Source organism: Geodermatophilus sp. SYSU D01180, assembly GCF_054050415.1.
Genome location: NZ_JBJGZH010000018.1, coordinates 12,363 through 35,985 on the forward strand (window position 1 = coordinate 12,363; position 23,623 = coordinate 35,985).

At 76.0% G+C, this 23,623-nt stretch carries 22 protein-coding genes; 16 read left to right on the forward strand and 6 right to left on the reverse strand.

What is annotated here, in order from left to right:
* Positions 1 to 199 precede the first annotated feature (199 nt).
* Genes steA through ACI8AA_RS16400 form a run of 8 tightly spaced genes read left to right on the forward strand, consistent with a single transcriptional unit; the run spans position 200 to position 10,593 of the window.
* Positions 200 to 1,336, forward strand: a complete 1,137-nt coding sequence (steA, locus tag ACI8AA_RS16365) for a putative cytokinetic ring protein SteA (RefSeq protein WP_457045460.1) — start codon at positions 200 to 202, stop codon at positions 1,334 to 1,336.
* Entirely contained in the window at positions 1,333 to 2,283 is a 951-nt protein-coding gene (locus tag ACI8AA_RS16370) for a copper transporter (RefSeq protein WP_457045461.1), read from the forward strand. Before steA ends, ACI8AA_RS16370 begins: the two co-directional genes overlap by 4 nt.
* Positions 2,280 to 3,164, forward strand: coding sequence for a hypothetical protein (locus ACI8AA_RS16375; protein ID WP_457045462.1), 885 nt, complete (start codon positions 2,280 to 2,282; stop codon positions 3,162 to 3,164). Before ACI8AA_RS16370 ends, ACI8AA_RS16375 begins: the two co-directional genes overlap by 4 nt.
* Complete coding sequence (gene murJ / locus ACI8AA_RS16380; RefSeq protein WP_457045463.1) at positions 3,161 to 4,807, forward strand: murein biosynthesis integral membrane protein MurJ; 1,647 nt, start codon at positions 3,161 to 3,163, stop codon at positions 4,805 to 4,807. The genes ACI8AA_RS16375 and murJ overlap by 4 nt, the downstream gene beginning before the upstream one ends.
* The gene (locus ACI8AA_RS16385; protein ID WP_457045464.1) at positions 4,800 to 5,918 is read left to right on the forward strand and encodes a glycosyltransferase family 4 protein; all 1,119 of its coding nucleotides are present in this window, start codon (positions 4,800 to 4,802) and stop codon (positions 5,916 to 5,918) included. The genes murJ and ACI8AA_RS16385 overlap by 8 nt, the downstream gene beginning before the upstream one ends.
* Positions 5,915 to 8,278, forward strand: coding sequence for a hypothetical protein (locus tag ACI8AA_RS16390; protein WP_457045465.1), 2,364 nt, complete (start codon positions 5,915 to 5,917; stop codon positions 8,276 to 8,278). Before ACI8AA_RS16385 ends, ACI8AA_RS16390 begins: the two co-directional genes overlap by 4 nt.
* Entirely contained in the window at positions 8,256 to 9,992 is a 1,737-nt protein-coding gene (locus tag ACI8AA_RS16395) for a CTP synthase (protein ID WP_456938373.1), read from the forward strand. Before ACI8AA_RS16390 ends, ACI8AA_RS16395 begins: the two co-directional genes overlap by 23 nt.
* Position 9,993: 1 nt before the next feature.
* Positions 9,994 to 10,593 carry an NUDIX domain-containing protein gene (locus tag ACI8AA_RS16400; RefSeq protein WP_457045466.1) on the forward strand — a complete coding sequence of 200 codons (600 nt, stop codon included), beginning with the start codon at positions 9,994 to 9,996 and terminating at the stop codon, positions 10,591 to 10,593.
* 81 nt (positions 10,594 to 10,674) lie between these two features.
* Here the strand turns inward: ACI8AA_RS16400 and ACI8AA_RS16405 are convergent, their stop codons facing one another.
* Together ACI8AA_RS16405 and ACI8AA_RS16410 are read right to left on the reverse strand one after the other, a co-directional pair.
* Positions 10,675 to 11,358 carry a hypothetical protein gene (locus tag ACI8AA_RS16405; protein WP_457045467.1) on the reverse strand — a complete coding sequence of 228 codons (684 nt, stop codon included), beginning with the start codon at positions 11,356 to 11,358 and terminating at the stop codon, positions 10,675 to 10,677.
* A gap of 48 nt (positions 11,359 to 11,406) precedes the next feature.
* Positions 11,407 to 12,114 carry a hypothetical protein gene (locus ACI8AA_RS16410; RefSeq protein WP_457045468.1) on the reverse strand — a complete coding sequence of 236 codons (708 nt, stop codon included), beginning with the start codon at positions 12,112 to 12,114 and terminating at the stop codon, positions 11,407 to 11,409.
* 179 nt (positions 12,115 to 12,293) lie between these two features.
* Between ACI8AA_RS16410 and ald the strand changes: the two genes are divergently transcribed.
* The 8 genes from ald to ACI8AA_RS16450 all read left to right on the forward strand — a co-directional run bounded on the left by ald (position 12,294) and on the right by ACI8AA_RS16450 (position 19,076).
* A complete protein-coding gene (gene ald, locus ACI8AA_RS16415) occupies positions 12,294 to 13,409 on the forward strand; it encodes an alanine dehydrogenase (protein ID WP_457045469.1) in 1,116 nt (371 codons plus the stop codon).
* 35 nt (positions 13,410 to 13,444) lie between these two features.
* Entirely contained in the window at positions 13,445 to 14,374 is a 930-nt protein-coding gene (locus ACI8AA_RS16420; protein ID WP_457045470.1) for a site-specific tyrosine recombinase XerD, read from the forward strand.
* Between the two features lie 200 nt (positions 14,375 to 14,574).
* Positions 14,575 to 15,480 (forward strand): ParA family protein, encoded by a 906-nt coding sequence (locus ACI8AA_RS16425; protein ID WP_457045471.1) that lies wholly within the window; start codon positions 14,575 to 14,577, stop codon positions 15,478 to 15,480.
* Positions 15,477 to 15,971 (forward strand): hypothetical protein, encoded by a 495-nt coding sequence (locus tag ACI8AA_RS16430; RefSeq protein ID WP_457045472.1) that lies wholly within the window; start codon positions 15,477 to 15,479, stop codon positions 15,969 to 15,971. Before ACI8AA_RS16425 ends, ACI8AA_RS16430 begins: the two co-directional genes overlap by 4 nt.
* 82 nt (positions 15,972 to 16,053) lie before the next feature.
* The gene (locus ACI8AA_RS16435) at positions 16,054 to 16,902 is read left to right on the forward strand and encodes a segregation and condensation protein A (protein ID WP_457045473.1); all 849 of its coding nucleotides are present in this window, start codon (positions 16,054 to 16,056) and stop codon (positions 16,900 to 16,902) included.
* A complete protein-coding gene (gene scpB / locus ACI8AA_RS16440) occupies positions 16,899 to 17,726 on the forward strand; it encodes an SMC-Scp complex subunit ScpB (RefSeq protein ID WP_457045474.1) in 828 nt (275 codons plus the stop codon). The genes ACI8AA_RS16435 and scpB overlap by 4 nt, the downstream gene beginning before the upstream one ends.
* Complete coding sequence (locus tag ACI8AA_RS16445; RefSeq protein ID WP_457045475.1) at positions 17,723 to 18,154, forward strand: hypothetical protein; 432 nt, start codon at positions 17,723 to 17,725, stop codon at positions 18,152 to 18,154. Before scpB ends, ACI8AA_RS16445 begins: the two co-directional genes overlap by 4 nt.
* Positions 18,155 to 18,209: 55 nt before the next feature.
* Complete coding sequence (locus ACI8AA_RS16450) at positions 18,210 to 19,076, forward strand: pseudouridine synthase (protein ID WP_457045476.1); 867 nt, start codon at positions 18,210 to 18,212, stop codon at positions 19,074 to 19,076.
* A 17-nt stretch (positions 19,077 to 19,093) separates the two neighbouring features.
* Here ACI8AA_RS16450 and ACI8AA_RS16455 read toward each other — a convergent pair whose 3' ends face one another.
* From ACI8AA_RS16455 to ACI8AA_RS16470, 4 genes are all read right to left on the reverse strand, one after another.
* Positions 19,094 to 20,200, reverse strand: a complete 1,107-nt coding sequence (locus tag ACI8AA_RS16455; RefSeq protein ID WP_457045477.1) for a LacI family DNA-binding transcriptional regulator — start codon at positions 20,198 to 20,200, stop codon at positions 19,094 to 19,096.
* 155 nt (positions 20,201 to 20,355) lie between these two features.
* Positions 20,356 to 21,195, reverse strand: a complete 840-nt coding sequence (locus ACI8AA_RS16460; RefSeq protein ID WP_457045478.1) for a carbohydrate ABC transporter permease — start codon at positions 21,193 to 21,195, stop codon at positions 20,356 to 20,358.
* Positions 21,196 to 21,229: 34 nt separating this feature from the next.
* A complete protein-coding gene (locus ACI8AA_RS16465; RefSeq protein ID WP_457045479.1) occupies positions 21,230 to 22,135 on the reverse strand; it encodes a carbohydrate ABC transporter permease in 906 nt (301 codons plus the stop codon).
* Positions 22,136 to 22,214: 79 nt separating this feature from the next.
* A complete protein-coding gene (locus ACI8AA_RS16470) occupies positions 22,215 to 23,477 on the reverse strand; it encodes an extracellular solute-binding protein (RefSeq protein ID WP_457045480.1) in 1,263 nt (420 codons plus the stop codon).
* Between the last annotated feature and the right edge of the window lie 146 nt (positions 23,478 to 23,623).

The window sequence follows — 23,623 nt, forward strand, 5'->3', positions numbered from 1 at the left end:
AGCGTCGCCGGGGAATGGAGCGGTGCTGGTGGGGCGTGCGTGCCGGGCGTGTCGCGTCGTCCGTGGTGTCGGACACCCTGCGTGACCAGGCCGTTGCAGTTGCGCGTCGGAGGAGAGCCGCCGACGGCGTGCGTGGGACCATCGCCCCATGCGCATCGGCACCCTGCGACGGAGCCGGGCCCAGGAGGCGGCACCCGGGGTGAGCGGCACCGTCCGGCTGGACCGTCGCACCAAGAACCTCACCAAGCGCCTGCGGCCCGGCGACGTCGCCGTCATCGACCACGTCGACATCGACCGGGTGAGCGCCGACTCCCTCGTCGCCGCCCGGGTCGGCGCCGTCGTCAACGCCGCCCCCAGCATCTCCGGCCGCTACCCGAACCTGGGACCGGAGATCATCACCGCGGCCGGCATCCCCCTCGTCGACGGCGTCGGCAAGGACGTGTTCGCCGCGCTCAAGGAGGGCGCGCAGGTCCGCGTCGAGGGCGACACGCTCTACGGCCCCGACGGCACCGCCGTCGCCAAGGGCACCGAGCAGACGCCGGAGACCGTGGCCACCGCGATGGCCGAGGCCAAGGCCGGGCTGTCCACGCAGTTGGAGGCGTTCGCCACCAACACGATGGAGTACATGAAGCGCGAGCGCGCGCTGCTGCTCGACGGCGTCGGCGTGCCCGACGTGCAGACGGCCATCGAGGGCCGGCACGTGCTCGTCGTCGTCCGCGGGTACGACTACAAGGAGGACCTGCAGGCGCTGCGGTCCTACATCCGCGACTACCGGCCGGTCCTCATCGGCGTCGACGGCGGCGCGGACGCGCTCATCGAGGCCGGCTACTCGCCGGACATGATCATCGGCGACATGGACTCGGTCAGCGACCACGTCCTCAAGAGCGGCGCCGAGGTCGTGGTGCACGCCTACGTCGACGGCCGCGCCCCCGGCCTCAAGCGGGTGCAGGACCTCGGCGTCGACGCGATCACCTTCCCGGCCGCGGCGACCAGCGAGGACATCGCGATGCTGCTGGCCGACGAGAAGGGCGCCAAGCTCATCGTCGCCGTCGGCACGCACGCCACGCTGGTGGAGTTCCTCGACAAGGGCCGCGGCGGCATGGCCTCGACCTTCCTCACCCGGCTGCGGCTGGGCGGCAAGCTGGTCGACGCCAAGGGCGTGAGCCGGCTCTACCGCAGCCGCATCTCGACCGCCGCGCTGGTCGTGCTCGTGCTCGCCGCGCTGGTCGCCATCGTCGCCGCCCTGGCCGTCACCACCGCCGGGCGGATCTACTTCGACCTGCTGGTCGACCAGTGGGACAGCTTCGTGTTCTGGTTGGAGAACCTCTTCTCGTGATCGACTTCCGGTACCACCTGGTCTCCCTGATCGCGGTGTTCCTCGCGATCGCCCTGGGGCTGGTGATCGGCGCGACCCAGCTGTCCGGCCCGCTGCTGGACAACCTGGAGGGCCAGGTCACCTCGCTGCAGGAGGACAAGCGCGCGCTGGAGGACACCACCCAGGGCCTGCAGACGCAGGTCGACAGCAGCCAGGCCTTCGAGTCCGCCGTCGCCCCGGTCCTGGTGCAGGGCGCGCTGACCGGCCGCAGCGTGCTGCTGGTGCAGGCCTCGGAGGAGGTCACCACCGACACCGTCGAGGAGGTCACCGCGCTGGTCACCGAGGCCGGCGGCACGGTCACCGGGCAGGTCTCGCTGGCGCCGGAGTACAGCGACCCGGCCAGCGAGGCGGGCCTGCAGAGCTACGTGACCGGCCCGGGCCGCCCGGCCGGCGTCGCGCTGCCCGAGACCGACGACACCGGCCAGCTGGTCGGCGCGCTGCTCGCCCAGGTCCTCATGGTCCCGGCCGACGGCACCCCGGCGCCCGACACCGCCGCGGTGTCCACCGTGCTGGCCGGGCTCTCGGCGCTCGAGGTCCTCTCCCAGGACTCCGCGTCGGTCACCCCGGCCGACTTCGCCGTGGTGCTCACCACGGGGGCGCTGACCGGCGACGACGCCGCCGACCGCAACGACGTGCTGCTCGACCTGGTCACCGCCCTCGACGCCGAGGGCTCGGGTGCGGTCGTGGCCGGCGACGCCGACGCGGCGGGGGAGGACGGCCTGGTGGGCGTCGTGCGCGCCGACCCGGAGGTCTCCGCGGCGGTCTCCACGGTGGACAACGTGACCAGCCCCTCGGGCCAGATCAGCACCGTGCTGGCGCTGGGCCGCGAGCGCGAGGGCACCTCCGGCAAGTACGGCACCGGGGAGGACACCCAGCCGGTCCCGCCGGTGCCGGCCACCACGCCGTGACCCGGCGACGGCTCCTGCTCGCCGCCGCCGGCGCGGCCGCCGCCCGGGCGGGCCTCGCCACGGCGGCGGCCCTGGACGCCCGCCCCCCGGGCGCCCCGTGGCGGCGGACCAACTACGCCGGGCGCCCGGTGACCCTGCTCGGCGGGCCGGCGCTGGCCGCGGCCGCCACCGCCGGCGCCGCCCTCGGCGCCCCGGCCGGCACCCGCGCCGCCGCCGTCGTCGCCGGGGCGGTGTCCGGGCTGGTCGGCGGCTACGACGACCTCGCCGGCGCCCGCCCCGAGCAGGCGCGGGACAAGGGCCTGGCCGGGCACCTCGCCGCGCTGCGCGCCGGCCGGGTGTCGGCCGGCGCGGTCAAGGTCGCCGGGATCGGCGCGGCCGCCGCGGTCGCGGCGCTGCTCGTGAAGGACCCCACTGCCCCCCACGCCTCGCCCCGCTCGGCCCGGGCCCCTGCAGCGGGGCCGTTCCATCTCCTCACCACGGCCGACGCCGTCCTCACCACCGGCCTGGTCGCCGGCACCGCCAACCTGGTGAACCTGCTCGACCTGCGCCCCGGCCGCGCCGCCAAGGCCGGCGCGCTCGCCGCCGCGGCGGGCCTGCGCGGCCCGGCCGGCGGGCTGGCCGCCGGGCCGCTCGGCGCGGCGCTGGCGGTGCTGCCCGCCGACCTCGGCGAGCGGGTGATGCTCGGCGACGCCGGCGCCAACGCCCTCGGCGCGCTGCTCGGCCTGCGGGCCGCGGCCGTCCCCTCGCGCCCGGCGCGCGCGGGCCTGCTGGCCGCGGTCACCGCGCTCACCCTCGCCAGCGAGCGGGTCAGCTTCACCCGGGTCATCGAGGCCACGCCGGGCCTGCGCGAGCTGGACCGGCTCGGCCGCCGCCCGGCGTGAGCGCGGGACCGGCGGTGCGCCGGCCCGGCCGCCGGGTCGCGCAGGGGGTCGCCGGCGCCGCCGCGCTGATCGCCGTCCTGACGGTGCTGGCCCGCCTCGCCGGCTTCGGGCGGACGCTGGTGTTCACCAACGCCGTCGGCGCGGACAGCACCGGCGACACCTACACCGCGGCCAACACCGTCCCGAACATCGTCTTCGAGGTGGTGGCGGGCGGGGCGCTGGCCTCCCTCGTCGTCCCGATGCTGGCCGGGGGCATCGCCGCCGGGGACCGCGAGCAGGTCCGCCGGACCGCCTCGGCGCTGCTGGGCTGGACGCTGCTGGTGCTCGCGCCGCTGGCCGCGCTGCTCGCCGTCCTCGCGCACCCGGTCGCCGAGCTGCTGCTCGGCGGCGGCACCCCCGCCGAGGTCGACCTGGCCGCCCGCTTCCTGGTCGTGTTCGCGCCGCAGGTGGTGCTCTACGGCCTCGCCGTCGTCGCCACCGGCGTGCTGCAGGCCCACCGCCGCTTCGCCTGGCCGGCGCTGGCGCCGCTGCTGTCCAGCCTCGTCGTCGCCGCCGCGTACGCCGCCTTCGCCTGGACGGGCGGCGGCCGCGAGGTGCAGGACCTGACGACGACGGGCGAGCTGGTCCTCGGGGTCGGGACGACGCTCGGCGTGCTGGCGCTGGCCCTGGCGGTGCTGGTGCCGGTGCGGCGGCTGCACCTGGGGCTGCGGCCCGCGCTGCGCTTCCCGGTGGGCGCGGCGCCGCAGGTGCGCCGGCTGGCGGTCGCCGGGGTGCTCACCCTGGCCGGGCAGCAGCTGGTGGCCGCGGTCGCCATCCGGCTGGCCGGCGACGGGCCCGACGGCACCCAGGTCGCCTACACCGCCGGGCTCACGCTGTTCCTCGTGCCGTGGGCCGCGGTCGCGGTGCCGCTGGCCACCTCCGCCTACCCGCTCATGGCCGAGCGCGCCGCCGTCGGGGACCTGCCGGGCTACCGCCGCGCGCTGGCGCCGGTCACCGCCCTGGTCGTGGTCGCCAGCGCCGGGGCCGCCGCGGTGCTGGCCGCCGGCGCCGGGCCGATGGCGCGGGTGTTCCTCGTCGACGGCGGGGACGACCGGGTGGCCGCGCTGCGCGACGCCGTCGTCGCCTTCGCGCCGGGGCTGGTCGGGTACGGCCTGGTCGCCGTCCTCACCCGGGCGCTGTACGCCCGCGGGCTGTGGCGGGCGCCGACGGTGTGCGTGCTCGGCGGGTGGCTGCTCGCCGTGGCCGCCGACGTCGTCCTGTCCACCGCGCTGCCGGCCGCCGACCGGGCGCTGGCCCTGGCCGCCGGGCACAGCGTCGGCGTGACCGCCGCGGGGATCGGCCTGCTCGTCGTGACCGTGCGGACGGCGGGGTCGGCGGGGCTGGCCGGGCTGGCCCGCCTGGGGCTGCCGGCGCTGCTCGCCGCCGGGGCGGGCGCGGCCGCGGGTCTCGCGGTCGCCCGCGCACTGGGCGCCGACCCGGTGCCCGGCGGCTCGCTCCTCGCCACAGCCGGCGCCGGGCTGCTGGCGGCGGCGACCGTGACCGCGGTGGCGGCGGCGGTCATGATGGGGACGGCGCGCCGCCCCCTGACCGCGGCGGTGCGCGCGCTGCGGACGCCCGGGGGGACGGAGGTGCACGGTGGCTGAGGCCCGACCGCTGGCCGGCCGCCGGGTGGCCGAGGTGCTCGCCACCAGCACCGGCGGTGTCGGCACCCACCTGCGCTCGGTGCTGCCCGCGCTGGCCGGCGCCGGCGCCGAGGTCACCGTCTGCGGGCCCGCGGCCACCGACGCGCTGTTCGGCTTCTCCGCCGCCGCCCGGTTCACCCCCGTGGAGATCTCCGCCGGGCTCGACCCGCTCGCCGACACCCGGGCGGTGCTCGCGCTGCGCCGCGCCGCCACCGGGGCCGAGCTCGTGCACGCCCACGGGCTGCGCGCCGGCCTGGTCGCCGCCGCCGCGGCGCGCACCGGCGCGCGCCGCCCGCTGGTGGTCACGCTGCACAACGCGCTGCCCGAGCGCTCCGGCCCGCTGCGCCGGGTGCTCGCCGCCGCCGAGCGGGCCACCGTCCGCGCCGCCGACGTCGTGCTGGCCGCCTCCGGCGACCTCGCCGACAACGCCCGCCGCCTCGGCGCCCGCGACGTGCGGGTGGCGCCGGTGTCGGCGCCCGCGCTGCCGCCGGCCCGGCGCTCCCGCGACGAGGTCCGTGCCGGCCTGGGGCTGGTCGACGGCCGCCCGCTGGTGCTCGCCGTCGGCCGGCTGCACCCGCAGAAGGGCTACGACGTCCTCCTCGACGCCGCGGCCTCCTGGGCGGGGGAGCCCCCGCCGCTGGTCGCGATCGCCGGCGACGGCCCGCTGGAGGCCGAGCTGTCCGCCCGGATCGCCGCGCGGCGGCTGCCGGTGACCCTGCTCGGCCGCCGCGACGACGTCGCCGACCTGCTGGCCGCCGCCGACCTGGTCGTGCTGCCCTCCCGCTGGGAGGCGCGCTCGCTCACCGCCCAGGAGGCGCTGAGGGCCGGCACGCCGCTGGTCGCCACCCGCACCGGCGGGCTGCCGGAGCTGCTCGGCGACGCCGCCCTGCTCGTGCCCCCCGGCGACGCCGCCGCGCTGGCCGGCGCGGTCACCGCCCTGCTGGCCGACCCCGCCCGCGCCGCCGCGCTGGCGGAGGCCGGGCGGGCGCAGGCGGCGGGCTGGCCGGACGAGGCGGCCACCGCGCGCACCCTGGCCGCCGTCTACCGCGAGCTGCTGGGGCCCCCGCGGTGAGGCGCGCCGCCGTCCTGCTGTCCGTGCTCCTGGCGCTGCTCGCCCTCGGGCTGCCCGGGGCGGCGGCGGACGACGGCCGGCGCGCCGACCGCGTGCTCGTCGTCGGCGTGCCCGGGCTGGCGTGGGACGACGTCGACCCCGAGCGCACCCCGGCCCTGTGGGAGCTGGCCGACACCTCGCCGGTCGGGGCGGTGTCGGTGCGCGCGGCCCGCTCCACCACCTGCCTGCTCGACGGCTGGGCCACCCTGGGCGCGGGCAACCGGGCCCGGTTCCCGGCGCCGGACGAGGTGCTGCCGATGGTCCCGCTGCCCACCGTGCCGCTGCCGGGGGAGACGCCGGCCGTCCCCGGCGAGCCCGGCGCGGCGCCCTCGCAGGAGCCGGTGCCGGCCGGGCCGCCGGCCAGCCCCGAGCTGTCGCACTGCGGGCTGCAGGAGCGGCTGGCGGAGGTGGGGCTGGCCGATCCGCTCAGCGCCGTCCGCGCGGTCGCCGAGGACGACGCCAGCGCCCGCTTCGGCGCCGAGCCCGGCGCCCTCGGCGCCGCGGTCGGCTGCGCGACGGTCGTCGGCCGGGCGGCGGCGCTGGCCGTGGCCGCGCCCGGGGTGGGGTTGACCCGCGAGGACGCGCTGCCGGCCGACCCGGCGGCGCTGGCCGCGCTGCTGGAACCCTGCCCGCTCACCCTGGTCTCCCTCGACGGCCTGGTCGACGCCGGCGTCCCCGCGCCCGAGGGCAGCGAGACCGGCACCGACCCGGTCTCCCGCGAGGCCGCGCTGGCCGCCGTCGACGAGCAGGTGGCCCGGCTGCGCGCCGCCGTGGACACGCTGCCCGGCGAGACGCTGCTGCTGGTGCAGGGCGTCTCGGAGGTCAACGACGGCCGGCCGCAGCTGCACGTGGGCATCGCCTCGGGGCCCGGGTTCACCGGCCCGGGGTGGCTCACCTCGGCGAGCACCGGCCGGGCGCCGTTCACCCAGCTCATCGACGTCGCCCCGACCGTGCTGCGGGCGCTGGACCTGGAGCGGCCGGCGTCGGTCAACGGCCAGCCGCTCACCGTCGCGGGGGGCCGCCCGGCCACCGCGGAGGCGGTCGCGGAGCTCGAACGGGCGAACACCGCCGCGGTCACCCACCACCGCAGCACCGGCACGTTCTTCACGGCGCTGGTGGCGGTGCAGGCCGCCGTCGTCGTCCTCGGAGTGCTGGTGCTCGGCCTCACCCGCACCGCGCGGCCGCGCACCCGGCTGCGGCCGGTGCTGGAGCTCGCCGCGCTGGCGGCCGCGGCGCTGCCGGTGGCCACCTACCTGGCCGGACTGCTGCCCTGGGAGCGCGCGGGGTCGCCGCGGTGGGCGCTGGCCGGGGCGCTGCTGGTGGCCGACGCCGCGGTGGTCGCGGTCGCCCTGCTCGGGCCGTGGCGCCGGCGCCGGGGCGGGCCGCCGCTGGCCGTCCTCGCGCTCACCGTCGGCACGCTGGTCGCCGACGTGCTCACCGGCTCGTCGCTGGAGCTGAACGGGCTGCTCGGCTACGACGCGATCGTCGCCGGGCGGTTCACCGGCTACGGCAACCTCACCTCCGGCCTGCTGGCGGCGGCCGCGCTGGTCGGCACCGCGGTCGCCGCCACCGCGGCCGGCCGCCGCGCCGGTGCCGGGCGGGACGACGGCGGGCGGCGGGCGCGGCGGGTGACCGGCGGCGTCGTGCTGGGCGCCGGGCTGGTCACCGTGGCGCTGGTCGGCGCGCCGGGCCTGGGCCGCGACTTCGGCGGCGTGCTCGCGGTGCTGCCCGGCTTCCTGCTGCTGGCCATGCTGCTCACCGGCGTGCGGGTGACCGTGGTGCGGCTGGCCGCGGTGCTCGGCGCCGGGGTGGTCGCCGTCGGCACGCTGGCGTTCCTGGACTGGCTGCGCCCGGCCGCCGAGCGCAGCCACCTCGGCCGGTTCGTCGAGCAGCTGCTCACCGGCGAGGCGTGGACGGTGGTCAGCCGCAAGGCCTCGGCCAACGTCGACATCCTGCTCGGCAGCGCGCTGGCCTGGATGCTGCCGGTGGCGCTGGTGGCCGCCGTCTGGCTGGTGCGCGGGCGCCGGCCGGCGCTGCTGCGCGGCCCCGGCCTGCTCCGCGACGGCGGCTCGGGGCTGCCCCCGGCCGACGCCGCCGTGCTGCGCGCCGGGCTGGTCGCCGCCGCCCTGAGCCTGGCCCTGGGCGCCGCGGTCAACGACTCCGGCGTCGCGCTGCCCGCGACCGCCGCCGCGCTGCTCGTGCCGCTGCTGGTGACGCTGGCCACGACCGCGCCGGGCCGGCGGGGCGTTCCCGCCGGTGACCGGGGCGAGGACCCGGATCGTGTTACGGTGGGTTCCCGTGGGTCGACCTGGAATGCGTGATCGCGGGCTCCTCCACAACTCCCAGCCGACGAAGTTCGTCTTCGTCACCGGTGGAGTTGTCTCCTCTCTCGGCAAGGGCCTGACGGCCAGTTCCCTCGGCGCTCTGCTGTCCGCCCGCGGCCTGCGGGTGACCATGCAGAAGCTGGACCCGTACCTCAACGTGGACCCGGGGACGATGAACCCGTTCCAGCACGGCGAGGTCTTCGTCACCGAGGACGGCGCGGAGACCGACCTCGACGTCGGCCACTACGAGCGGTTCCTCGACACCGACCTCGGCCGGCGCTCGAACGTCACCACCGGGCAGGTCTACTCCGACGTGATCGCCAAGGAGCGGCGCGGCGAGTACCTCGGTGACACCGTGCAGGTCATCCCGCACATCACCAACGAGATCAAGTCCCGCATCCTCGCCGCGGCCGAGTCCGGCACGGACGACGACCAGGGCGTCGACGTCGTCATCACCGAGATCGGCGGCACCGTCGGCGACATCGAGTCGCTGCCCTTCCTCGAGGCCGCCCGGCAGGTGCGCCACGAGATCGGCCGGGACAACTGCTTCTTCCTGCACATCTCGCTGGTGCCCTACATCGCGCCGTCGGGCGAGCTGAAGACCAAGCCGACGCAGCACTCGGTGGCCGCGCTGCGCAACATCGGCATCCAGCCCGACGCGCTGGTCTGCCGCGCCGACCGCGAGATCGGCACCGGCCTCAAGCGCAAGATCAGCCTGATGTGCGACGTCGACGCCGAGGGCGTCATCTCCTGCCCCGACGCGCCGTCGATCTACGACATCCCCAAGGTGCTGCACCGCGAGGGCCTGGACGCCTACGTCGTCCGCCGGCTGGGCCTGCCCTTCCGCGACGTCGACTGGACCGTGTGGGGCGACCTGCTCGAGCGGGTGCACCGGCCGAAGCAGACGGTGACGATCGCGCTGGTCGGCAAGTACGTCGACCTGCCCGACGCCTACCTGTCGGTCAGCGAGGCGCTGCGCGCGGGCGGGTTCGCCCACCGCGCCCGGGTGCAGATCCGCTGGGTGCCCTCCGACGACTGCCAGACCCCCGAGGGGGCGGCGGCCGCGCTGTCCGACGTCGACGGCGTGTGCGTCCCCGGCGGGTTCGGGGTGCGCGGCATCGAGGGCAAGCTCGGCGCGATCCGCTACACCCGCACCAACGGCATCCCGACGCTGGGGTTGTGCCTGGGCCTGCAGTGCATGGTCATCGAGTACGCCCGCAACGTGGCCGGGCTCGAGCAGGCCAACTCCGCCGAGTTCGACCCCGACACCCCCGACGCGGTCATCGCCACCATGGCCAGCCAGGTCGACGTCATCGCCGGCGAGCGCGGGCTGGGCGGCACCATGCGGCTGGGCAGCTACCCGGCGCACCTGCTCAAGGGGTCGCAGGCCGCGGCGGCCTACGGCTCGACCGAGATCACCGAGCGGCACCGGCACCGCTACGAGGTGGCCAACGCCTACCGCGACCGGCTCTCCGACGCCGGCCTGGTGTTCAGCGGCACCTCGCCCGACGGCCTGCTGGTCGAGTTCGCCGAGCTGCCGCGCGAGGTGCACCCGTTCTTCGTCGGCACCCAGGCCCACCCGGAGCTCAAGAGCCGGCCCACCCGCCCGCACCCGCTGTTCGCGGCCTTCGTCGACGCGGCCATCGACCGCGCCGAGTCGGCCCGGCTGCCGGTGCCCGTGGAGGCCGAGGCGGAGAAGGTGGGGATCTGAGGTGACCGAGCCGGCCGCCGACGGCGACTACCGCGTCCTCGGCAGCGAGACGGTCTACGAGGGCCGGGTCATCTCGCTGGTCAAGGACACCGTCGCGATGCCCGGCGGCGGCGACAGCGTGCGCGAGGTGGTCCGCCACCCGGGCGCGGTCGCCGTCGTCGCGCTGGGCGACGACGGGCAGGTCGTGCTGCTCCGGCAGTACCGGCACCCGGTCGGCGGCTACCTGTGGGAGCTGCCCGCCGGCCTGCGCGACGCCGACGGCGAGCCGCCGCTGGAGACGGCGAAGCGGGAGCTGGCCGAGGAGGTGCGGATGGCCGCCGAGCGGTGGTCGCTGCTCACCACCAGCTACAGCACCCCGGGCTTCTGCGACGAGCAGGTGCTGGTGTACCTCGCCGAGGGGCTGTCCGACGTCGACCGGCCCGAGGGCTTCACCGTGGAGCACGAGGAGCTGGACATGACCGTCGAGCGGGTGCCGCTGGACGAGGCGGTGCAGCAGGTGTTCGACGGGCGGATCCGCAACGCCGCCGCCGTCATCGGCCTGCTCGCCGCCGCCCAGCACCGCGCCGCGGGCCCGCGGCTGCGCCCCGTCGACGCCACGTAGCGCCTCCCTGCGCCTGCGCCGAGATCGGCGGTCTCGTGGCCATCAGCAGCTGATCGCCACGAGACCGCCGATCTCGGCGCGTCAGCCGATGACGACGGGGCTGGACCAGCCGACCTGCTGGTACTCGGTGACCTGCGTGCCGGCGTCGAGGACGAGCTCCTCGAGCCAGAAGACGTAGGGGACGCCGCTGGTCAGCCCGCCGACGCTCGCGGTCACCTCGCCGCAGTCGCCGCGCCGGCCGACGGTCACCTGCGGCGGCGCCGGCTGGGGACCGGCGACCAGCTGCTGGCTGACCGCCGTCACCCGGTAGCCCTGCACGGACTCCCGGCCGTCGGCCTGCCAGCTCACCGTCGCCGACCCCACCCCGGGGACGACGCCCGGCGGCACCTGGCGCAGGCTGCCGTACCCGCCGCACTGCGCGGGCGGCGGCGCGGTCTGCAGCGGCTCGCCGTGCGGGACCAGCGGGCTCGGCACCTCGACGTGCAGCCGGCGCGGCACCGGCAGCGCGAGCACCGGGGCGTCGACCACCGGCTCCGGCGCGTCCGCCACGGTCCGGGGGGTGTCCGCGACGCGCGTGGGCTCCGGCCCGTCGACGGTGCCCGCGTTGCGGAACGGAGCCCAGGACGCGGTCACCTGCGCGGCGAGGTCCGTGGCCGGCGCGGACAGCACGACCAGCCCCACGGCCGCCACGGCGGCCACCCGCCCGGCGACGCCGCCGGCCACCCGGCGGGCCGCCGTGCCGCGCCGCCGTCTCGCTCGTCCCACGGACACCTCCCGGCTCGGGAGGGGACATCGGCACCGGCGGTCGCGGACTCAACCCGAGAGCGGCGGCGCGGTGGCGCCGGACCCGGGCGGGGACGACGTGGCGCCGGACCCGGGCGGGGACGACGTGGCGCCGGAGCCCGCGGCGTCCGGCACGGGCAGCCGCAGCCCCAGCCGCCCCGCCTCCAGGGCGGCCAGCGCCCGCACCGCGGCGGGGTCGCCGGCCCGCCAGGCCGCGCCGGTCCCCGGCGGCAGCGCGGCCAGCCGGGGGAGCGGGGCGGTGGCGATGGCGCGGGCGGCGAGCAGGTGCAGGTCCGGGTCGGGGCCGGCGGCCAGCCGCTGGACCGCCGTCGCCTCCTGGACCCAGCGCAGCCGCCACGGCAGCCAGCGCGCCAGCAGCCAGCCCACCGGCAGCACCACCAGGACGACGGCGAGCAGCAGCGCGAGCGTGCCGACGGCGTCCTGCGCCGCCTGCCCGGCGCCCTGCACGGAGCCCGCGGCGTCGCCGAGCGCGTCGAAGGGGGAGGACAGCTCGTCACCGACCACCGGCACGTCCCGCGCCGCGTCCGCGGCCGAGCCCATGCTGTCGGCGACCGACGTCCCGAGGTCCTCCACCGCCCGGCCGGGGGCCGCGAGCGCCAGCACCGCCCTGTGCACCGCGCGCGCCACCAGCACCCACAGCCCGGCCCAGGCCAGCAGCCCGGCGTCGGCCCCCACCTGGCGCAGGCGGGTGTCGGGTCGGGCGGCGTACAGGCGCATCAGCGGGTCCTCCCGGAGGTCAGGCGGCGCGGTCCGGCCCCGCCATCGTCGGCGCTGCGCGCGGTCCCGGCAGCGCGGGACCGGGCAGGCTCTAGGGTCCGGAGTGAGCTCCCTCACCCGGGAGCGGACGACAGGCGCGGGCCGACGACCTCGGCCCGGTCGACACACCAGGAGTGGTCATGCGCGTCGGGGTGCCCCGCGAGGTCAAGAACAGGGAGTACCGGGTGGCGTTGACCCCGGCCGGGGTCACGGAGCTGACCCGGGCCGGGCACACGGTGCTCGTCGAGCAGGGCGCGGGGGAGGGCAGTTCCATCCCCGACGCCGACTTCACCGCCGCCGGCGCGCGGATCGTCGCGAGCGCCGACGACGTCTGGGCCGACGCCGACCTGCTGCTCAAGGTCAAGGAGCCGGTCGAGGAGGAGTACGGGCGGCTGCGCGCCGGGCAGACGCTGTTCACCTACCTCCACCTGGCCGCCTCGCGGGCGTGCACCGAGGCGCTGGTCGCCTCCGGCACCACGGCGATCGCCTACGAGACCGTGCAGACGGCGAACGGCGCGCTGCCGCTGCTCGCGCCGATGAGCGAGGTCGCCGGCCGGATGGCGCCGCAGGTCGGCGCGCACAGCCTCGAGCGCGCGCACGGCGGGCGCGGCGTCCTGCTCGGCGGGGTGTCGGGCGTCTACGCGGCCAAGGTCGTCGTCATCGGCGCCGGGGTGTCGGGCATGAACGCCGCGACCATCGCCCTGGGCATGCAGGCCGAGGTCGTCGTCCTGGACAGGGACGTCGACAAGCTGCGCGCCGCCGACAACGTCTACCGCGGCCACCTGCAGACGGTGACCTCCAACGCCTACGAGGTGGAGCGCGCCGTCCTCGACGCCGACCTGGTGATCGGCGCGGTGCTGGTCCCCGGCGCCAAGGCGCCCACGCTGGTGAGCAACGACCTCGTCAAGCGGATGAAGCCGGGCTCGGTGCTCGTCGACATCGCCGTCGACCAGGGCGGGTGCTTCGAGGACTCCCGTCCCACGACACACGACGAGCCGACCTTCCGGGTGCACGAGTCGGTGTTCTACTGCGTGGCGAACATGCCCGGCGCCGTCCCGAACACCTCCACGCACGCGCTCACCAACGTGACGCTGCCCTACGTCATGGCCCTGGCCGAGCAGGGGACGCGGGCGGCCGTCGCCGCGGACCCGGCGCTCGCGCACGGCGTCAACGTCGTCGCCGGGCAGGTGACGCTGTCCGAGGTCGCCGAGGCGCACGGGATGACCGCCGTGCCCTGGGAGGAGGTCCTGCCCTGACCGCCACGATCGGTGCCGGTCCCGACGTCGAGCGGGTGGTCGGCGGCTACCTCGACCACCTCGCCGTCGAGCGGGGCCTGGCCGCCAACACCATCGCCTCCTACCGGCGCGACCTGCGCCGGTACACGCGGTTCCTCGCCGACGCCGGGGTCCGGGGCCTGGGGGAGGTCGCCGAGAGCGACGTCTCCGGCTTCCTCGCGGCGCTGCGGGCCGGGGACGACGAGCACCCGCCGCTGTCGGCCACCTCGGCCGCGCGCGCGGTCGTCGCGGTCCGCGGGCTGCACCGCTTCGCGCTGCTCGACGGGCTGGTGCCCGGCGACGTCGCCGCGGAGGTCCGCCCGCCCGCGCCGGCGCGGCGGCTGCCCAAGGCGATCCCGGTCGAGGCGGTGGTGGCGCTGATCGAGGCCGCCGGGTCGGTGGAGGGCCCGCGGGGGCTGCGCGACCGGGCGCTGCTCGAGGTGCTCTACGGCACCGGCGCGCGGATCTCCGAGGCGGTCGGCCTCGCCGTCGACGACCTCGACCGCGGCCAGGCCGTGGTGCGGCTGGCCGGCAAGGGCGGCAAGGAGCGGATCGTCCCGGTGGGCAGCTACGCGCTGCGCGCCATCGAGGACTACCTGGTGCGCGCCCGCCCGGCGCTGGCCGTGGCGGGGACGAGGGCCGGGCGGGGCGGCGTCCGCGGCGGGCGGCTGTTCCTCAACGCCCGCGGCGGGCCGCTGTCACGGCAGAGCGCCTGGGCGATCCTGCGGTCGGCGGCCGAGCGGGCCGGGCTGGACCTCGACCACGTCTCGCCGCACACGCTGCGGCACTCGTTCGCCACCCACCTGCTCGACGGGGGCGCCGACGTCCGCGTGGTGCAGGAGCTGCTCGGCCACGCGTCGGTGACGACCACCCAGGTCTACACGCTGGTCACCGTCGACAAGCTGCGGGAGGTGTACGCCAGCAGCCACCCCAGGGCCCTGTCCTGACGAGGGCGGGGCGGTCCGTCTGGCAGGTCCTGCCCATGGCTACCCGCCGGTACGCCGGAACCTGGGCGACTTCCGCCAGCAACCGGCGTGTTGCGTGGATCGTTGGAGTTGATCTCCCTACCGTCGCAGAGGACCCGAGCGGACCGGGCCGGCCGAGACCGCGGCCGGCTCCGCCGGGGAGCACGGAGGAGTGGCGACTCATGGCGATCCGAGGGGACGTGGCCGGGCAGGCTCTCGCACTCCCGGCCGACGGCGGGGAGATGGGTGCGGCCGCCTCGAAGCTGGACCCCGCCCGCGCGCGGCAGCGCAAGCTGCCCGAGCCGCCGCCGCTGACGCAGCACGGCCCGGCGCAGGTCATCGCGATGTGCAACCAGAAGGGCGGCGTCGGCAAGACGACGTCGACGATCAACCTGGGCGCCGCGCTGGTCGAGTACGGCCGCAAGGTGCTGCTGGTCGACCTGGACCCGCAGGGCGCGCTGTCGGTCGGCCTGGGCGTGCCCTCCCAGCAGCTGGACCGCACCATCTACAACGCGCTCATGGAGCCGCGGACCACGCTGGCCGACGTCCGCGTGCCCACCGACGTGCCCGGCCTGGACCTGGTGCCGAGCAACATCGACCTGTCCGCCGCCGAGGTGCAGCTGGTCAGCGAGGTCGCCCGCGAGCAGACGCTGCTGCGCAAGCTGGCCGACGTCCGCGACGAGTACGACTACGTCCTCATCGACTGCCAGCCCTCGCTGGGCCTGCTCACGGTCAACGCCCTGACCGCGGCGCACGGCGTGGTCATCCCGCTGGAGTGCGAGTTCTTCTCGCTGCGCGGCGTGGCGCTGCTGGTCGACACGATCGACAAGGTGCGCGAGCGGCTCAACCCCGAGCTGGAGATCTCCGGGATCCTCGCCACGATGTACGACACCCGGACCGTGCACTGCCGGGAGGTGTTCAGCCGGGTGGTCGAGGCCTTCGGCGACACCGTGTTCCAGACGGTCATCCAGCGCACCGTGCGCTTCCCGGAGACCACCGTCGCCGGCCAGCCGATCACCACCTGGGCGCCGACCTCCTCGGGTGCGGCCGCCTACCGCGACCTGGCCAAGGAGGTCATCGCCCTGTGACCCGTCGCCCCGTCCTCCCCGGCGCGGCCGAGCTGTTCCGCCGCACCGACGTGCCGCAGGCGGAGGTCACCGAGCTGCCGAGCGTGAGCTCGGCGGTCAGCTCCCCGGCGCTGCGGGGTGCCCGCCGCGCGGCGGAGCCGGTCCCCGCCGAGGAGGCGCCCGCCCCGCTCACGCTGGTCCCCGGCGGCGCGCCGGCCGACGCGCTGGCCGCCTTCCGCACCCCGGCCCCCGCCCCGGCCCCCGGCGCCCGCACCCGCGGCAAGCCGGCCCGGGCCTCGGGCAACGGCCGGACCAAGCACGACGAGAAGATCACCGTCTACCTCTCCGCCGAGGAGCTGCTGGGCCTGGAGAGCGCCCGGCTCGCGCTGCGCGCCCAGCACGGCGTGGCCGCCGACCGCGGCCGCATCGTGCGCGAGGCGATCGCGGTGCTGCTCGCCGACCTCGAGGAGCAGGGCGAGGACTCGGTGCTCGTCCGCCGCCTCCGCGGCTGACGAAGGACCCCCGTGCCCCCCGCCGCTCGCGCGCCCGCGGCGGGCCCCTGCACGGGGGCCGGAGCGCCTAGGCTTGCTGTCCGTGAGCGGTGAGGTGCAGGCGGTGGCGGAGCGCCCGGCGGAGCCGGCGCGCTTCACCGTGCGGCTCACCAACTTCGAGGGCCCGTTCGACCTGCTGCTGCAGCTGATCGGCAAGCACCAGCTCGACGTCACCGAGATCGCCCTGTCGGTGGTCACCGACGAGTTCATCGCCCACCTGCGGGCGCTCGGCGACGAGCTCGACCTCGACCAGGCCAGCGAGTTCCTCGTCGTCGCCTCGACCCTGCTCGACCTCAAGGCCGCGCGGCTGCTGCCCGCCGCCGAGATCGAGGACGAGGAGGACCTCGAGCTGCTCGAGGCCCGCGACCTGCTGTTCGCCCGGCTGCTGCAGTACCGCGCCTACAAGCAGGCCGCCGCGTTCCTCCGCGAGCGCGAGACCGCCGCCGCCGGCCGGTACCCCCGCGAGGCGCCGCTGGAGCCCCGGTTCGCCGAGCTGCTGCCCGAGGTGCTGCTCGGTGTCACCCCTGAGCGGTTCGCCGCGCTCGCCGCCCAGGCGCTCGCGCCGAAGGAGCCGCCCACCGTCGGCGTCTCCCACCTGCACGCGCCGCCGGTGAGCGTGGCCGAGCAGCTGCTCGCCGTCCGCAGCGCGCTCATCGGCGCCGGGACGCTCACCTTCCGCGCGCTGACCGCCGAGTGCTCCTCGACGCTGGAGGTCGTGGCCCGCTTCCTCGCGCTGCTGGAGCTCTACCGCCAGCAGCGGGTGACCTTCACCCAGCTGACGCCGCTGGGGGAGCTGCACGTGCGCTGGACCGGCCCGGTCCCGTCCGGTCCCGCGGGGGAGGACGCCGCGGACGACCCCGCCGACGACGTCGCGACGGAGGACCTGCCGTGAGCGACCGGCCGGAGGAGGGCCGCGGCCCGATCTCCTGGGAGACCCTCGCCGCCGAGCTCGAGGCGACCCGCGAGGAGGAGACCGGCCGCCCCGACGCGGCCGACCCCGCGGTGTGGGACGCCGTCGCCGCGGAGCTCGCCGCCCGCGTCGCCGAGCGGCCGGCGCCGGCGCACGACGACGTCCCGCCGGTCCCCGAGGAGCCCGAGCCGCTGCCGCTCCCCGGGATGCCCGAGCCCGCGCCGGCGCCCGAGCCCGAGCCGGAGCCGGAGCTCGACCCGGCGGAGCTGCGCGGCGGCCTGGAGGCGCTGCTGTTCGTCGCCGACGGGCCGGTCGACGAGCCGACGCTGGCCGGCGCGCTGCGCTGCCCGGTCGCCCGGGTGCGGGCCGCGCTGGCCGACCTCGCCGCCGACCACGACGCGCGCCGGTCCGGCATCACGCTGCGCCGCGTGGGGGAGGGCTGGCGGTTCTACACCCGCGAGGAGTTCGCGCCCGTCGTCGAGCGGCACCTCGCGGAGGGGCAGCGGACCCGGCTGACCCAGGCGGCGCTGGAGACCCTCGCCGTCATCGCCTACCGGCAGCCGGTGACCCGCGCGCGGGTGTCGGCGATCCGCGGGGTCGGCGTCGACGGCGTCATGCGCACCCTGCTCGCCCGCGGCCTGGTCGCCGAGGTCGGCACCGACCCCGACAGCGGCGGCGGCCTCTACGGCACGACGCCGCTGTTCCTCGAGCGGCTCGGGCTCACCGGCCTCGACGAGCTCCCGCCGCTGGCGCCGCTGCTGCCCGACCCCACCGCGCTGGCCCGCGAGGAGGACCCGGACCGGTGACCGCCCCCGCCGCCCCGCGCACCGCCGCCGCGCTCGCCCTCGTCGCGCTCGCCCCCGTCGCGCTGACCGTGGCCGGCTGCTCGTCGTCGGAGGAGGCGCAGCGGCAGGAGGCCTTCTGCGCGGAGGTCCCCGCCCTGCTGGAGGACATCACCGCCGACGTCGACGCCGTCGCGGCCGACCCGCGGTCGGCGCCGCGGGTGGTCGAGGAGGCCGTCGGCCGGCTGGAGGCCGTCGAGCCGCCGGAGGCGGTGGCCGCGGACTGGGGCGACCTGGTCACCTCCTGGCGGGCGCTGTCGGACCTGCTCGGCGAGGCCGACCTCACCGACCCCTCGGCCAACGCCGGCCTGGCGCCGCGCCTGCAGGAGCTCCAGCAGGACCTGACCTCCTCCGGCGAGGCCGTGGACGCCTACGGCCGGGAGACCTGCTGACCGTCCGCCCGCACCGCCCGGCTCCCGCCGCGGGGGTGGGAGACTGGACGGCGACATGGACACCGCACCGCACCACGACGAGTACACCGACCCGGACGAGGCCCCCGGCACCCCCGGCGGGGCGGGCTGGTCGGAGGACATGGAGCTCGCCCCGGCCCACCCCGGCGACCGCGAGCCGTCCGCCGCGCCGGAGGAGCGCGAGGGGGAGCGGCTGCAGAAGGTGCTCGCCCGCGCCGGCGTCGGCTCCCGCCGCGTCTGCGAGGAGATGATCGACCGCGGCCGGATCAGCGTGAACGGCCGCGTCGTCACCGTGCAGGGCATGCGGGTCGACCCGCACACGGACAAGATCGCCGTCGACGGGCGGCGGATCGAGCTGCGCGACGACCGGGTCACCTACGCGCTGAACAAGCCGCCGGGCGTCATCACCGCGATGAGCGACGACCGCGACCGGCCCACCGTCGGCGACATGATCGGCGACCTCGCGCCCGGGCTGGTGCACGTCGGCCGGCTCGACCAGGACACCGAGGGCCTGCTGCTGGTCACCAACGACGGCGAGCTGGCGCACCGGCTGGCGCACCCCTCCTACGAGGTGAGGAAGACCTACCTGGCGCAGGTGTCCGGGTCGGTCCCGCGCGACCTGCACCGCCGGCTGCGCGCCGGGATCGAGCTCGACGACGGCCCGGTGAGGGTGGACGCCTTCCACGTCGTGGACACCCACGCCGGCCAGTCGGTGGTCGAGGTCGTGCTGCACGAGGGCCGCAAGCACATCGTCCGGCGGCTGCTGGCCGCGGTGGACCTGCCGGTGTCCCGGCTGACCCGCACCGCGATCGGGCCGGTGTCGCTGCAGCGGATGCGCAGCGGCTCGATCCGCCGGCTGACCCGCCAGGAGGTCGGCGCGCTGGAGGAGCTCGTCGGGCTCTGACGGAGGACCCGGCCCGGTCAGGACGCCCGTTCCGGAGGGGCGGTGGACGCCCGCAGCAGCAGCGATGTCGTCAGCGTGCGGTGCTGCTCGGGGAGCTCACCGCCGGAGATGAGGGCCAGGAGCATCTTCGCGGCCTCCTCGCCCATCCGCCGGATCGGCTGCTGCACGGTGGTCAGCGGGGGATCGGCGAGCGCGGACTCCGGGATGTTGTCGAAGCCCACCACCGAGAGCTGACGCGGCACGTCCAGACCCAGCTCGGTCGCGACCTCCAGGGTCGCCAGCGCCGAGAGGTCGTTGGCGGCGAACACCGCGGTCGGTGGCTCGGGGCGCGAGAGGAGCTCGCGGGCCGCCTCCCGCGCCAGCTCCGGGTCGAAACCGCCGGACTGCACCAGCGTCTCGTCCACGGGCAGCCCGGCGGCGCCGAGCGCATCGCGGTAGCCCTGCTCGCGTTGCTGCGCGGACAGCAGGTCCGACCGTCCGGTGATCATGCCGATCCGGGTGTGTCCGGACGCGAGCAGGTGCTCCACGCCGACCCGCGCACCCTGCAGGTTGTCCGCAGCCACCGAGGGCAGCCGCGACGGCCCGGCTTGCGGATCGACCGCCACCACCGGTCCGTCGGCCGGGACGTCCGTCACGGTCGGCGTGACGAGCACGGCACCGTCGACGAGCGTCGCCATCAACCGGCTCAGCGATCGGCGCTCCCACCCCGTGTGCGCCTCGACGTGCCCGCCGGCGGAGTAGGCGATCAGCTCGTAGCCGGAGCCGTGGACGGCGTCGGCCACCCCCTTGAGGACCTCGGTGCTGAAGGGCTCGAAGTCCATGACGAGGAGGCCGATGACGTTGGTGCGACGGTTGCGCAGGCTGCGTGCGACGAGGCTCGCCTCGTAGCCGAGCCGTTCGATCACCCGGGCCACGTGGTCGACGGTCCCGGCGGACACGCCGTACCGCCCGTTGATGACCTTCGACACGGTGGAGATCGAGACGCCGGCCTCCGCGGCCACCTGCTGCATCGTCACCCGGCCACGGAGGGACGGCACGGGAGGGTGCCCGTCGGTCGTCCCGTTGCCCGGACCCACGAGGAGGGCCGAGCCGACGACGTCGTCACTCGGGGAGTCGAGCTGCATGGGTCAACCTCTTCTCGGTCGGGCCTTCGATGGTCGGTTCGCCGGGGGAGGGTGCTGCGCTGTCCAGGACACTCCACTGTCCAGGACGCGGCGCTGTCCAGGGAGTCGGACACGGGGCCCGGGCCGGTCCCACGGCTCCGGGCCCCGTGTCCGACTCAGCCCTTGACCGCCCCCTGCAGCCCGCTCACGATGCGCCGCTGCATGGCCAGGAACAGCATCAGCGCCGGGATCATCGCGATGGTCGTGAACGCCAGCACCCCCGCGGTGTCGGCCGAGTGCTCGGTCGAGTAGTCGGCCACGCCCAGCGGGAGGGTGCGCATCTCCCCCTGGAGCAGGAGCAACGGGAGGAGGTAGGCGTTCCAGGACGCGACGAACGCGAGGACGCCGACCGTGACCAGCCCGGGCATCGACAGGGGCAGCGCGATCCGCCAGAAGATGCCGATCCGGGAGGCGCCGTCGATCATGGCCGCCTCCTCGACCTCCCGGGGCAGCGCCATCAGGAAGGGCCGCAGGATCACGACCGTGGTCGGCAGCGCGAACGCCGCCTGCGGCAGGGCGACCCCCCACCAGGTGTTGCCGAGCTGCAGGTCGCGCGTCACGAGGATGAACAGCGGGACGATCGCCACGGCCGCCGGGAAGAGCAACCCCAGGACGAACACCAGGAACAGCGGTTCCCGGAACTTGAACTGGTAGCGCGCCAGGGGATAGGCGGCCATCACGCCCGCGAGCACCGCCACGGCCGTGGTGATGAGGGCGATCACCGTCGAGTTCAGCGCGTACTGCCAGAAGGCCGGGTTGGTGAGGACGCCCGCGTAGTTCTCCAGCACCCACGGGTCGGGGAGCCCGGCGGGGTCCCGCGCCAGCTGCTCGTTGCTGCGGAAGCCGCCGAGTGCGCCGTAGAGCACCGGCCCCAGCGTGAGCGCCACGACCGCGAGCGCCACCAGGTAGACCAGCGGGCCACCCCGCCCGTACGTCGTCGCCCGTCGGGCCGTCACCGGGCACTCCTCTCGCGTGTCTCGTCCACCGGGTTCACGTGTCCGCCTTCGTGTCGCGGCGCAGCACCAGGAGCTGGTACGCGACGGCCATCGCGAACCCGATCAGGAACAGCACGACCGACGCGGCTCCGGCGATCCCGAAGTTGCCCCGCTGCGTGCCTTGGCTGACCAGGTACGTCGCCATCGTCGTCGTCGCGTTCGCCGGTCCCCCGCCGGTGAGGATCCAGACCATGTCGAACAGCTGCAGGGAGCCGATCATGGACAGGAAGCACCAGGTCCGGATGGTGGGCGCGAGCAGCGGGATCGCGATGCGGCGCTGGACCTGCCACCACGAGGCCCCGTCGAGCTGTGCGGCTTCGTGGAGCTCGTCGGGGACCCCCTGCAGCCCGGCCAGGAAGAGGAGCACGGCCAGGCCGAGGTACTTCCACGTGAGCACGACGAACACCGTGGCCAGGGCCAGGTCGGGGGTGCCGAGGAAGCCCTGCGCGGGGACCGGGAGCCCCACCGACGTCAGCATGGTCTCGATGAGGCCGGTCCGGGGCTGCAGCAGCTGGAACCACACGACGCCGGCGATCACCTCGGCCAGCACGTACGGGACGAAGATGATCGTCCGCAGCGTGCCTCGCGCCCTGATGCGGCGGTTGAGCAGCAACGCCAGCGCCAGTCCCAGGGGCAGCTGCACGAGGATCGACGCGAAGACGATGATGAAGTTGTGCACGACCGCGTCGGTGAAGACCTCGTCGGCCAGCACGCGGACGTAGTTCTGCAGCCCGACGAAGTCCACCATCGGGCCGAAGCCCTTCCAGCGGTAGAACGACATCCGGGCTGCGGAGTAGACCGGGTAGACGACGAAGATCGCCATCAGCACCAGGGCCGGCGCCACGAAGAAGAGGATCTCCAGGCGCTTCCGGCCCCTGTCACGACCGGAACGGCCGGTCACCCGGCGCGCCTGAGCGCGCCGGGTGACCGCGGTCCCCGGGTCAGCCGCCGTCACGGCGCCCTGGGAGGTCATCGTCGGATCACCCCTCCTGGTCGGCGGCCTGCTGGGTCTGGTCCACGATGTCCTGCGGCGTCGCCTCGCCCGCGAACTGCAGCGCGATCGCGTCGTTCATCGCGCCACCGACCGACGCCCCGAACGCGGTGTCGAAGTACAGCTGGACGTAGGGCGCCGCGTCGCGGACCTCGAGCAGCCGGGCGAGCGCCGGGTCGGAGACCGAGCCGTAGGCGGCCGGGTTCGTCGGAAGACCCATGTCGTTCGCGGCGAAGCCCGTCTGCACCTCGTCGGAGAGCAGGTACTTCACGAGGTCGACCGCCTCGTCCGGAGCGCTCTGCGCGACGGCCCACGCGTCGCCGCCACCGAGCTGGGCCTCGGGGTCACCCTCGCCGCCCTGGACCGCCGGGAACGGGAACCAGCCGGTCCTGTCGCCGAGGCCCTGGCCGTCCTCGGTGAGGCCCTGCATGACGCCGGGCTCCCAGTGGCCCGTCAGCTCCATCGCGACCTGTCCGGTCGCCAGCAGGCCCGAGGCCGACGTGGCACCCTCCTGGGCCGGCGTCGTCAGGAAGCCGGGGTTGAAGGGCTCGGTGTCGATGACCGCCTGGACCTCCTCGCCCGCCTGGACGAAGCACGGGTCGGAGAAGTCGAGGCTGGTGACCGCGTCGGTCAGCACGTCCTCGGAGCACGCGCGCACCGCCGCGTAGTACCAGTAGTGGGCGGCGGGCCACTTGTCGCCCGCGCCGAGCGAGATCGGCGTGATGCCGGCGCCCTTCAGGGTCTCGATCGTGGAGGCCAGCTCCTCCATCGTGGCCGGCGGCGCCGTGATGCCCGCCTGCTGGAAGAGCTCGGTGTTGTACCAGAAGCCCACGACGCCGACGGAGAACGGCAGCGCGTAGGTCTTGTCCTCCACCTGCCAGCCGGCGACGGAGCCGCCGATCTTGTCGATCTCCTCCGCCGCGTCCTCGGACAGGTCGCGCACCAGGCCGGCCTCCACGTGGTCGGCCAGCTCGCCGCCGCCGCGCTCCATGTAGACGTCCGGCACGTCGCCGCTCTGGAACGCCGCCTCGAGCTTGTCGACCATGTCCTCGTGGGCCATGGCGACGACCTCGACCTCGACGCCCGGGTTGGCCTCCTCGAAGTCGGCGGCCACCTGCTCGTAATAGCCCCTGCCGGGCTCGTTGTTCGAGTTGTGCCACCAGGTGATCGTGTTGTCGTCGCCTCCCGAGGCGCTGCTGTCGCCACCGCCGCAGGCAGTGGCCGTCAGCAGCACCGCACTGCTGCACAGCACCGAGAGAGCTGCTCGCCCCGTACGCCGCATGTCTGACCCCTTCGTCACTCCGCACGCCTCGGTGGCGTGGAACACATTCGAAGAAGGTGGCAGCAAGGTCTTGCGCTGTCAATCGTTGTCGATAACGATTTCGAGGTGACCTGCTC